This window comes from Cupriavidus sp. 10L45, from assembly GCF_056395225.1.
Map to the genome: position 1 here is coordinate 135,837 of NZ_JBFTJC010000014.1, position 12,403 is coordinate 148,239.

8 protein-coding genes are annotated in these 12,403 nt (G+C 66.1%); all 8 read right to left on the reverse strand.

All coding sequences use genetic code 11. The features are described from left to right. Window positions 1-40: 40 nt before the first annotated feature. Complete coding sequence (locus AC1DFU_RS23215) at window positions 41-4,708, reverse strand: glutamate synthase-related protein (RefSeq protein WP_441593431.1); 4,668 nt, start codon at window positions 4,706-4,708, stop codon at window positions 41-43. Window positions 4,709-5,086: 378 nt separating this feature from the next. Further along, a complete protein-coding gene (locus tag AC1DFU_RS23220; RefSeq protein ID WP_441593422.1) occupies window positions 5,087-5,818 on the reverse strand; it encodes a transposase in 732 nt (243 codons plus the stop codon). Between the two features lie 80 nt (window positions 5,819-5,898). Next, complete coding sequence (locus AC1DFU_RS23225) at window positions 5,899-7,035, reverse strand: deoxyguanosinetriphosphate triphosphohydrolase (RefSeq protein ID WP_092299345.1); 1,137 nt, start codon at window positions 7,033-7,035, stop codon at window positions 5,899-5,901. Window positions 7,036-7,087: 52 nt separating this feature from the next. After that, on the reverse strand, window positions 7,088-8,194 hold the full coding sequence (gene aroB, locus AC1DFU_RS23230) for a 3-dehydroquinate synthase (RefSeq protein WP_092299348.1): 1,107 nt from the start codon (window positions 8,192-8,194) through the stop codon (window positions 7,088-7,090). Next, complete coding sequence (locus tag AC1DFU_RS23235) at window positions 8,191-8,763, reverse strand: shikimate kinase (protein ID WP_092299352.1); 573 nt, start codon at window positions 8,761-8,763, stop codon at window positions 8,191-8,193. Before AC1DFU_RS23235 ends, aroB begins: the two co-directional genes overlap by 4 nt. Before the next feature lie 260 nt (window positions 8,764-9,023). Next, a complete protein-coding gene (locus AC1DFU_RS23240; RefSeq protein WP_092299355.1) occupies window positions 9,024-11,156 on the reverse strand; it encodes a type IV pilus secretin PilQ in 2,133 nt (710 codons plus the stop codon). Beyond that, window positions 11,153-11,689, reverse strand: a complete 537-nt coding sequence (locus AC1DFU_RS23245) for a pilus assembly protein PilP (protein WP_177219992.1) — start codon at window positions 11,687-11,689, stop codon at window positions 11,153-11,155. Before AC1DFU_RS23245 ends, AC1DFU_RS23240 begins: the two co-directional genes overlap by 4 nt. Window positions 11,690-11,727: 38 nt before the next feature. Further along, entirely contained in the window at window positions 11,728-12,402 is a 675-nt protein-coding gene (locus tag AC1DFU_RS23250; RefSeq protein WP_092299358.1) for a type IV pilus inner membrane component PilO, read from the reverse strand. Window position 12,403 lies beyond the last annotated feature (1 nt).

Genomic DNA, 12,403 nt, shown 5'->3' on the forward strand with positions numbered 1-12,403 from the left:
CCGCGCGGCGTCGTCTCGTGGGGATGGCCGATGCGCGCCGTCAGGCGGCAATCGCCTCGCGGTCGTTGTCGCGGGCGGCCTGCTCCTTGGCGTACATCTCGCCCAGGGCGCGCTTGTACTCGGTCGGGAAGACCTTGACGAACTTGCGGCGCGCCGTGGTCCAGTCCGCCAGCAGCGCCTTGGCGCGCTCCGAACCGGTGTAGCGGAAATGCTGCTCGATCAGGTTGCGCAGGATCACCTCGTCCAGCTCGCGCTTGCCGCCCTGCTTGTGCCACTGCGACTTGGGCTGGCCCTTCTCCTGGTCGGCCGAGGCGAGCACCGCCTCCAGCGCCACCATCGACGTGTTGCAGCGCTTGTCGAACAGGCCATCCTCGTCATAGACGTAGGCCACGCCGCCGGACATGCCCGCCGCGAAGTTGCGGCCCGTGCCGCCCAGCACGACCACCGTGCCGCCGGTCATGTACTCGCAACCGTGGTCGCCCGTGCCCTCGACCACCGCCACGGCGCCCGAGTTACGCACCGCGAAGCGTTCGCCGGCCACGCCGTTGAAGAACGCCTCGCCGGCGATGGCGCCGTACAGCACCGTGTTGCCGACGATGATGTTGCGCGTCGGGTCGCCGCGGAACTCGTGCGGCGTGCGCACGATCACGCGGCCGCCGGAGAGGCCCTTGCCGACGTAGTCGTTGCCGTCGCCCACCAGATCCAGCGTGATGCCGTGCGCCAGGAACGCGCCGAACGACTGGCCGGCCGTGCCCTGCAGCTGGATGTGGATGGTGTCGTCGGGCAGGCCCTCGTGGCCATACTGCTTGGCGATCACGCCGGACAGCATCGCGCCCACCGTGCGGTTCACGTTCTTCACCGGCTGGATGAACGACACGCGCTCACCCTTGTCGATGGCCTGACGCGCCTTGGCGATCAGCACATGGTCCAGCGCCTTGCCGGCTTCCACCGACAGACCGTGGTCCTGCACGTCCGTATGGAAGCGCGGCACGTCGGCGGCGAACGCCGGCTGATAGAAGATGCGGCCGAAGTCCAGGCCACGCGCCTTCCAGTGCTCGATGCCGTTGCGCATGTCGAGCAGGTCGGCGCGGCCGATCAGCTCATCGAACGTGCGGATGCCCAGCTGGGCCATGATCTCGCGCGCTTCCTCGGCAACGAAGAAGAAGAAGTTCACCACGTGCTCGGGCTTGCCCTGGAACTTCTTGCGCAGCGCCGGATCCTGCGTGGCCACGCCCACCGGGCAGGTGTTCAGGTGGCACTTGCGCATCATGATGCAGCCCTCGGCCACCAGCGGTGCCGTGGCGAAGCCGAACTCGTCAGCGCCCAGCAGCGCGCCGATCACCACGTCGCGGCCGGTCTTCATCTGGCCGTCAGCCTGCACGCGGATGCGGTTGCGCAGGCCGTTGAGCATCAGCGTCTGCTGCGTCTCGGCCAGGCCCAGCTCCCACGGCGTGCCGGCGTGCTTGATCGACGACCACGGCGAAGCGCCGGTGCCGCCGTCATGGCCGGCGATCACCACGTGGTCGGCCTTGGCCTTCGCCACGCCGGCCGCCACGGTGCCCACGCCCACTTCGGACACCAGCTTGACCGAGATGTCCGACACCGGGTTCACGTTCTTCAGGTCGTGGATCAGCTGTGCCAGATCCTCGATCGAGTAGATGTCATGGTGCGGCGGCGGCGAGATCAGGCCCACGCCCGGCACCGAGTAACGCAGCTTGCCGATGTAGTCCGACACCTTGTGGCCGGGCAGCTGGCCGCCCTCGCCAGGCTTGGCGCCCTGGGCCATCTTGATCTGGATCTGGTCGGCCGACGCCAGGTACTCGGCGGTCACGCCAAAGCGGCCCGATGCCACCTGCTTGATCTTGCTGCGCAGCGAGTCGCCTGCCTGCAGCGGCAGGTCACGCTCGATCACGTGGTCGCCCAGCAGGCCCTTGAGGGTATCGCCCTGCTTGATGGGGATGCCGCGCAGTTCGTTCCGGTAGCGCTTCTCGTCCTCGCCGCCTTCGCCGGTGTTCGACTTGCCGCCGATGCGGTTCATCGCCACGGCCAGCGTGGTGTGGGCTTCGGTCGAGATCGAGCCGAGCGACATGGCACCCGTGGCGAAACGCTTCACGATGTCCTTGGCCGACTCCACTTCCTCGAGCGGAATGGCGCGCGACGGATCGACCTTGAACTCGAACAGGCCACGCAGCGTCATGTGACGGCGGCTCTGGTCGTTGATGATGTTCGCGTATTCCTTGTACGTCTGGTAGGCACCCTTGCCGTCATCGGCGCGCACCGAGTGCTGGAGCTTGGCCACCGAATCCGGCGTCCACATATGCTCCTCGCCCCGCACGCGGTAGGCGTACTCACCGCCGGCTTCGAGCATGGACTCGAGCACGGGGTTGTTGCCAAACGCGTCGCGGTGCAGGCGGATGGCTTCCTCGGCAACCTCGAAGATGCCGATGCCTTCCACGTTGGACGGCGTGCCGTGGAAATACTTCTGCACCAGTTCGCGCGACAGGCCGATGGCCTCGAAGATCTGCGCGCCGGTGTAGGACATGTACGTGGAGATGCCCATCTTGGACATCACCTTGAACAGGCCCTTGCCGATGGCCTTGACGAAGTTCTTGACCGCCTTCTCCGGCGACAGGTCGCCCGACAGGCCGGTGGCCATGTCAGCCAGCGTTTCCATCGCCAGGTACGGGTGGACCGCCTCGGCGCCGTAGCCAGCCAGCAGCGCGAAGTGGTGCACTTCACGCGCGGAGCCGGTTTCCACCACCAGGCCGGCGGACGTGCGCAGGCCCTTCTCCACCAGGTGATGGTGGATGGCCGACGTCGCCAGCAGTGCCGGAATCGCCACATGATCGGCATCGACGCGGCGGTCGGACACGATCAGGATGTTGTAGCCCGAGCGCACGGCATCCACTGCCTCGGCGCACAGCGACGCCAGGCGCGCCTCGATGCCTTCCTTGCCCCATGCCGTCGGATAGCAGATGTTCAGCTCATAAGCGCGGAACTTGCCACCGGTGTAGTGCTCGATGTTGCGGATTTTGGCGATGTCCTTGAAGTCCAGCACGGGCTGGGACACTTCGAGGCGCATCGGCGGGTTGATGTTGTTCAGTTCGAGCAGGTTCGGCTTCGGGCCGATGAACGACACCAGCGACATGACCATGTTCTCGCGGATCGGGTCGATCGGCGGGTTGGTCACCTGGGCGAACAGCTGCTTGAAGTAGTGGTACAGCGTCTTGTTCTTGGACGACAGCACGGCCAGCGGCGAGTCATTGCCCATCGAGCCGGTGGCTTCCTCGCCGGCCAGCGCCATCGGCGCCATCAGGAACTTGACGTCCTCCTGCGTGTAGCCGAAGGCCTGCTGGCGGTCCAGCAGCGGCGCCACGGGCTTCTTCTCGGCGGCCACGTCCTCGGGCTTGGCTTCGAGTTCGTCCATCTTGATGCGCACGGCATCGATCCAGCTCTTGTACGGCTTGGCATTGGCCAGGTTGTCCTTGAGCTCCTTGTCGTCGATGATGCGGCCCTGTTCCATGTCGATCAGGAACATCTTGCCGGGCTGCAGGCGCCACTTCTGCACCACGCGCGACTCGGGGAACGGCAGCACGCCGGCTTCCGAGGCCAGCACGACCACGTCGTCTTCCGTCACATAGAAACGGGCCGGACGCAGGCCGTTACGGTCCAGCGTGGCGCCGATCTGGCGGCCATCGGTGAAGCAGATGGCGGCGGGGCCGTCCCACGGCTCCATCATGGCGGCGTGGTACTCGTAGAACGCGCGGCGGTTGTCGTCCATCAGCGTGTGCTGTTCCCAGGCTTCCGGGATCATCATCATCATCGCGTGGACGAGCGGGTAGCCGGCCATCGTCAGCAGTTCGAGGCAGTTGTCGAACGATGCGGTATCCGACTGGCCCGGGTAGATCAGCGGCCACAGCTTGGGCAGGTCGTCGCCGAGCACCGGCGACGAGATGGCGCCCGTGCGCGCGTTGACCCAGTTGACGTTGCCCTTGACCGTGTTGATTTCGCCGTTGTGGGCGACCATGCGGTACGGGTGGGCAAGCTCCCAGGCCGGGAAGGTGTTGGTGGAGAAGCGCTGGTGCACCAGGGCCAGGGCCGAGACGGCGCGCGGGTCCTGCAGGTCGAGGTAGTACTCGCCCACCTGGGTGGCCAGCAGCAGGCCCTTGTACACCACGGTACGGGCCGACATCGACGGCACGAAGTATTCCTTGCCGTGCTTGAGCTTGAGCGCCTGGATGGCGTGGCTGGCGGTCTTGCGGATGACGTAGAGCTTACGTTCCAGCGCGTCCGTGGTCATGATGTCGCGGCCACGGCCAATGAAGATCTGGCGGATTACCGGCTCGGTGGTGCGCACCGTGGGGGACATCGGCATGTTGCAGTCCACCGGCACGTCACGCCAGCCCAGCACGACCTGGCCTTCCAGGCGCACCGTGCGCTCGAGCTCCTGCTCGCAGGCCAGGCGCGAGGCGTGTTCCTTCGGCAGGAAGATCATGCCCACGCCGTACTCGCCGTTCGGCGGCAGGGTCACGCCCTGCTTGGCCATTTCCTCGCGGTAGAACTGGTCCGGGATCTGGATCAGGATGCCGGCGCCGTCGCCCATCAGCTTGTCGGCACCCACGGCGCCGCGATGGTCGAGGTTCTCGAGGATCTTCAGGCCCTGCGAGATGATCTCGTGCGACTTGCGGCCCTTGATGTGCGCAACCATGCCGACGCCGCAGGCGTCATGCTCGTTGGCCGGGTCATAGAGGCCCTGCGCTTGCGGGCGGGCGGCGGTATCGATGGGATCGGCGGGGTGTTGCGAGTGGTCCACGGGCTGAATTCCGGTGAAGGCAGCGCGCGCGGCAAGGCAGACCGAACGGGGGTGGCTGGATGCAGGCGCCTCTTTGACGGGCGGATGGCAGGCAGCGGGACCGCAGCGGCGTACACGAGCGTGACGCGCCGCACAATGACTGTGGGTGGAGCAACTATATGAGAATCGGGAATGTATCGCAAAAATTTTAAATGGGGTCAGAACACATTAAAAATCGCCCCGGTTCAGGGCGCATTTTTAATGGGGACACATTAACTTTTGCGCACTTGTTCTTCAGGCTGGTGCATCGGTGGCCGGAGCCTCGTCGAGATCTTCCTCGCTGGCGCGGCGCGGCCGGCCCTTCGGCAACGGCTGCACGCGCCGCGTGGCGTGACGCTCCAGCTGCGCCAGGAAGGCTTCGTTGCCGAGCGGCCACCCGCTATGGGCATGTTTGCGCAGTGTGGCGAGCGTCTTGCCGGACAGCCCTTCGGCAGTGAGCGCGCGATAGTTCGACTGGCGCTCGAAAGGCGTGTTGCCAAGCTCCCAGTAGGCAGAGTGATCGCTCACAAGCGGGCTGGACTCGATGCCCGCGTGATGGCGGTAGCTGCTCCAGCGATCGGCTTCGGCCGTCATCACCTCGCCGGCACGCAGCGCGTTGCCTTCGGCATAGAGCATGGCCGGCAGCAGCCAGGCATTGGGTTCGATCACGGCCGAGCGGAAGCGCCCTTCCCAGAGCGTGCCGGTGCGATTGGCCACCCGGTTGAAGTGCCGCGCGTAGCGGCGGCCGACGGCCTGCATCGCCAGGCTCAGGGAATCGGGCCCCTTGGGCGTGGCCACCAGATGGATATGGTTTGGGCGCAGCGCGTAGGCATGGACGGCCAGTTCATGCTCGCGCGCGGCCATGCGCAGGCAATCGAGGTAATGGAGGTAGTCGTCCGGGCCCAGGAACACGGGCTGACGATTGTTGCCGCGTTGCAACACGAGCGCCGGCAAGCCGGCTGGGGAGAATCGGGGAAGGCGCGCCATCGGGGGATTCGAGGAACGTGAATCAGCAATCCCCGCATGATAGCCTGATCCGTCCCCATTTAATTCGGGACGTGGCGGGATCAGTCGCTCTCGCTGACGGCGAAGATCCGGCGGTGCTCGCGAATCGCGTAGCGGTCCGTCATCCCGGCGATGTAATGGGCAATCAGGCGCGGCTGGTCGCCGCCATGGCTGGCCTGGTACTGCGGCGGCAACAGGCGGGAGTCCTGCATGAAGGCCCCGAAGAGGTCCGAAATGATCCGCTGGGCCTTGGCGGACATCCGCATCACCAGATAGTGCCTATATAGATGACGGAACAGGAAGCGCTTGAGCGCCGCGGCCTCCTCGTGGACCTTGGGGCTGAAGGCGACCAGCGGCCCGGCGGCGCGCACCGCATCGATATTCTTGGGGTTGGCTGCGGCGATATTGCGCCCGGTGGTCTCGATCAGGTCGACGATCAGCGTGTTGATCATGCGGCGAACCGTCTCATTGATGGCGCGCCGGCCATTGATGCCCGGGAATGCGGCCGTGACCTCGGCCCGGTGGCGGCCCCACATCGGCACTTCGTCGAGCTGTTCCAGCGTCAGCAGCCCCGAGCGCAGGCCATCGTCGATATCGTGGTTGTTGTACGCGATCTCATCGGCCAGATTGGCCAGCTGGGCCTCCAGCGACGGCTGCGCGCCCTCCAAGAAGCGCCGCCCCAGCTCCCCGAGCGCCGCCGCGTTGACCCGCGAGCAATGCTTGAGAATGCCCTCACGCGTTTCGAACGTCAGGTTCAGGCCGTTGAAGCCGCCGTAGCGCTCCTCCAGCTCGTCCACCACCAGCAGGCTCTGCAGGTTGTGCTCGAAACCGCCGTGGTTCTTCATGCAGAGGTTCAGCGCGTCCTGCCCGGCATGGCCGAACGGCGTGTGTCCAAGGTCGTGCGCCAGTGAGATCGCCTCGACCAGATCCTCGTTGACGCGCAGGTTGCGGGCGATGGACCGGGCGATCTGCGCCACCTCCAGGCTGTGCGTGAGCCGGGTGCGGAACAGGTCGCCCTCATGGTTCACAAACACCTGGGTCTTGTACTCCAGGCGCCGGAACGCGGTGCTGTGGATCACGCGGTCGCGGTCACGCTGGAATTCGCTGCGCGACGACGACGCCGGTTCGGCATGCACCCGCCCCCGCGACTGCGACGAGTGGGCGGCGTACGGGGCGAGGTGGGATTCGAGGTCGGTCATGCGGCAATCCGGTGGCGGGGCTTGGGGTTGCAAGGCATGGCCGATCGCGGGTTCAGGCGACCGGTGCCTCGGTTGGGGGTTTCAACGTCGCGTGGCGCAGCGTCTCGCGCAGGTCCGCGTCGGGCACGGTGGTGATGAAAGCATCGCCAAGCTTCTTCAGCAGGATGAACTTGATGCTGCCCGCCTCGGCCTTCTTGTCCACTTTCATCAGTTCGATATAGCGGTCGATGCCGAGTTCCGGCGCCACCACGGGCAGCATGGCCGCCCGGGTCAGCTCGCGGATGCGCGCGCGCGTCTCGGTATCGATGAAGCCCAGCCGGTGCGACAGGTCGGCAGCCATGACCATGCCGCAGCCCACCGCCTCGCCGTGCAGCCACTCGCCGTAGCCCATGCCCGCCTCGATGGCATGGCCGAAGGTATGGCCGAAGTTCAGGATCGCCCGCAGGCCGCCCTCGCGCTCGTCCTGGGCCACCACGGCGGCCTTGATCTCGCAGGAGCGGCGCACGGCGTCGGCCATCAGGCTGGTATCGCAGGCGTTCAGGCCGGCGATATGGGTCTCGATCCAGTCGAAGTAGGCCGTATCGGCAATCGCGCCATGCTTGATGACCTCGGCCAGACCGGCCGCCAGCTCGCGGGCCGGGAGGGTGCGCAGGGTGTCGATGTCGGCGATCACCGCGTTCGGCTGGTGGAACGCGCCGATCATGTTCTTGCCGAGCGGGTGGTTGATGCCGGTCTTGCCACCCACCGAGGAATCCACCTGCGCCAGCAGCGTGGTCGGCATCTGCACGAACGGCACGCCGCGCATGTAGCAGGCGGCGGCAAACCCGGTCATGTCGCCCACCACGCCGCCGCCGAGTGCGATCAGCGTGGTCTTGCGGTCGGCGCCGGCGCTCAGCAGCGCATCGAAGATCAGGTTCAGGGTTTCCCAATGCTTGAAACGCTCGCCGTCCGGCAGCGTGACCACGCGCACGGTCTTGCCGAGCGCGGCCAGCGTGGCTTCCACCCGGGCGGCGTACAGCGGGCCGACCGTCTCGTTGGTGACGATGACGGCGTGCTGGCCGCGCACGTGCGGCGCCAGCAATTCGGCGCGGTCGAGCAGACCGCCACCGATATGGATCGGGTAGCTGCGCGTCCCGAGGTCGACTTCAAGCGTAATCATGAATGGGTGTCCTGCGCCGGCTGGTCCGGCGCCGCGGGCGTGGCCGCATCGCCGTCCGGGATGGCTTCCGCGGGCGGAAACACAAAGCCGGCCATCTCAAGTTGCATCAGAACCATATTAGCAAGCTGTGCCACGGACGGCTTGCCGGTTTCGATGATGAAATCCGCCACTTCGCGGTAGAGCGGGTCGCGCTCGGCGTACAGCGCCTCGAGCCGGCCCTTGGGGTCCTGGGTCTGGAGCAGCGGGCGATTGCGGTCGTGGCGGGTGCGCAGCCACAGGTCGTGCGGGCTCGCGCGCAGGTAGACCACGGTGCCATTGGCGCGCAGCACCTCGCGGTTCTCCGGGCGCAGCACGGCGCCGCCGCCCGTGGCCAGCACGATGCCCTGGCGCGAAGCCAGCTCGGCAATGATGTGCGCCTCGCGGTCGCGGAAGCCCGCCTCGCCCTCGTGCTCGAAAATAATCGGAATCCGCACGCCGCAACGCGCCTCGAGCTCATGGTCGGAGTCGAAGAACGGGTAGTTGAGACGCCGGGCCACGGTGCGGCCGACGGTAGTCTTGCCGGCGCCCATAAGGCCAACGAAGAAGAGATTCGGGCGAGTGGCTTGCGCGGTCACTGGGGTATCGAGGTCAAGCAGGCGTGGTGCCTGGCGGCTTCGCATTATCGCCCCGGCCGGGACTTTCGCAAAACAGGTGATGACAATACATCACGCGGCATCGCGCGCTTCCGGCCTGGCTGCCTGACGACGCCGCCAATGAAAAAAGGCCGCGTCGGCAAGCGACGCGGCCTCTCAGTCTACTGCATCCGGGCCCGGTACTGCACCCGGCGCGGTTATTTCAGCGACACGTTGTCGTTCAGGATACGCGGCGTCAGGAACACCAGCAGCTCGGTGCGGTTGTTGACCTTGGCGTTGTTCTTGAACAGGTAGCCGATCACCGGGATATCGCCCAGGAACGGCACCTTGTTGTAGTTGTTGCTCTCTTCCTGGCTGTAGATACCGCCAATCACCACGGTGCCGCCGTTCTCCACCAGCACCTGCGTCTGCACGTGCTTGGTGTCGATGGCGAAGCCGTTGGTGGTCTGGATACCCACGCTGTCCTTGTTCACGTCCACATCCAGCAGCACGTTGCCTTCCGGCGTGATCTGCGGCGTGACCTCGAGCTTCAGGTTGGCCTTGCGGAACTGCACCGAGGTGGCACCGCTCGACGTGGCGGATTGGTACGGCAACTCCGTGCCCTGCTCGATCAGCGCCTTGATGTTGTTGGCAGTGACCACGCGCGGACTGGAGATGATCTTGCCCTTGCCGTCGGCTTCCAGCGCCGACAGTTCGAGCGCCAGGAAGCGGCCCGCACCGGCGTTGAAGATGCTGAACGCCACCGATGCCGGGTTCGTGCCGTTGATCGCGGCGGCCGGCAGGCTCAGGGCCGGGCCGTTATCCCACGTGGCGTCCTGCGTGATCGGGCTCACCACGTTGGTGTACGAGTTGCCGTAGCCAGCGCCCGACCGCTGCGAGGCAAAGCCCAGCTTCACGCCGAGGTTCCGGCTGAAGGTGTCGCTGGCCTCGACGATACGTGCCTCAATGATCACCTGGCGCACCGGGATGTCGATCTTCGTCAGGAAGTTCTGCACTTCCTCGAGCTTGCTCGCCACGTCCGACACGAACAGCTGGTTGGTACGCGGGTCAGCCGTCAGCGAGCCGCGCTTGGACAGCATGCGCGTCGCGCCCATCGTGCCGGCCGCGCCGCCCGCGGCCACGCCGCCCGAGCTGGCACCCGAACCGCCGGTGCTCTGGCCCAGCAGCATGCGGCGCACATCGTCCGCCCGCTGGTAGTTGAGCTGGTAGACCTGGCTGCGGATCGGCTCGAGCTCGGTGATCTGCTGCGCCGCCTCGAGTTCCAGCTTCTCCTTGGTCGCCAGTTCCGCCTTGGGTGCCACCCACAGCACGTTGCCGTTGCGGCGGGAGGCCAGACCCTTCGAATCCATCACGATCTGGAGCGCCTGGTCCCACGGCACATCCTTGAGACGCAGCGTCAGGTTGCCCTGCACCGTGTCGCTCGTGATGATGTTCAGGTTCGTGAAGTCGGCGAACACCTGGAGCAGCGAGCGGATGTCGATGTTCTGGAAGTTCAGCGACAGGCGCTCGCCCCGGTAACCCTGGCCGGCGATCAGCTTGTTCGGATCATCCTTGACCGGACGCACTTCCACCACGAACTGGTTGTCGGTCTGGTACGAGCTGTACTCCCAGTTACCGCGCGGCTCGATGGTCAGGCGGGCGTTGCCGTTGGCGTCGCTGGCGCGCATGCCCTGTACCGGCGTGCCGAAGTCCGTCACGTCGAAGCGGCGGCGCAGGTCCTGCGGCAGCGCGGTGCCCATGAAGTCCACCACCAGGTTCTGGCCCTGTTGCTGGATATTGATGCCCGAGTCGCGCGAGGACAGGTCCACGACCACCCGCCCTGCACCGTCGGTGCCGCGCCGGAAGTCGATATTGCGCAGCGCCGGGCGGTTGGCCGCCTGGGCCGGCGCCGGGCTGGCCGCGAACGTCGGTGCCGACGTCGTGCTGGTCTGCGCCACGTTGTCCAGCAACACCACGAACTGGTTGCCGCGCACTTCCGTGCGATACGTGGCCGAGCGGCTCAGGTTCAGCACCACGCGGGTGCGGTCGCCGATCTGCATCACATTGGCGCTCTTGAGCACCTTGCCGGCGTACTCGTACTGCGCACGGCCGGCAGGGAAGCCCGTGTCGAAGAAGTCGATCGCGATCTTCGCCGGATTCTGCGTGGTGAAGTCCGCAGGCTTCTGCGTGAGCGGCCCTTGCAGGTCGACCGTGAACACGGTCTGCTCGCCAACGACGTTGGCTTCCACCTGCTTGAGCTGGTTAGTCTGAGCGTGTGCGGCCGGAGAGGCCAGCACCAATGCCATCGCTGCTGCGCCCGCAAGCGCCCGGTACCATCGTGCCGTGATCATGCGGATGCCTCCAGCTTCAGGCTGGTCATTTTCTCTTTCCAATCTGAGACCCCTTCCCGAACCAATTCGCGCAACACGATCTCTTGATCGTTGATGCGGACCACCCGGCCATAACTCTGGCCGAGATACTGACCCACTTTGACGTGGTGGATCTTGTTATCTACGCGTACGACACCGTAGGTCTCGCCGTTTTTTTTCAGCATGCCGAGCATCTTGAAGTTTTCCAGCGGGAATTCCTCAAGCGGCTCGCGTCGCCGTCCGGCCTCCGGCGACTCAGACATCGTCTTGTTCAGCTCACCAATCTTGGTCTGCGCGAACGGTTCCGGCGACGTGCGGCCGCCGTATTCGCGCGGCACGTACGGCTTGACCTCGGGCAGCGGCTCCGGCGGCGGCGCCTTGGCGGCGCGCGTCTGGCTCATCCACTGCTGCAGCCCTTCGTCCTCGCTGGCGCCGCAGGCGGTCAGCGTGGTGGCGGCCAGCATCGCAACAGCGGCGGCTGCCAGCCGGCGCGGCGTGCGGGACGTGCGTGACATCATGGCAATGCGATGCGGGGGGCGATGTGTCAACCGGCTCACTTGGCACCTCCCTTGGCCTTCTTGGCGGCAGCGTCCGCGGCGGCGCGGCGTTGGGCCGCCTGCTCGTCCGGATCCAGGGCGCGGTAGGCCATGGCCTGCGCTTCCATCGACAACGTGCCGTCCTTGGCCACCGCCATGTTCAGGTTGCGCATCGAAACGATCCGGGAGAGCGCCGCCACGTCCGCGTTGAACAGCGCGACGTCGTGGTAGCGGCCGGTGACCTTCAGGTTCACCGGAATTTCGGCGAAATACGACTTGACCACGGCGGCCTGCGGCTTGAACAGCTCGAACTGGAGGCCGCGCGCCACGCCGGCGTGGTTCACGTCGGCCAGCAGCGCATCCATCTCGGTGCTGTTCGGCAACTGGCGCTCGGCCAGCGCCACGCGCTTTTCCACCTCCGTCTTCTGGGCGCGCAGCGCGTCCAGATTGGCCACCTGCGCCACCTTGGTCTTGAACGACTGCTTCAGCGTCTCGTGCTCCGCATGCTTGCGTTCGAGTTCGGTGTTCTTGTCGCTCCAGTAGAACTGCCAGCCGACCACCAGCACGATCACGGCGGCCAGCGCCGAGAACAGCAGGCGCGGCGCGGCCGGCCAGGTCTCGGGCTCGTTCAGGTTCAGGCCGCGGAACTGCGCGGTCAGGTCATTGAGGGAAATATCCGAATTGAGTGCCATG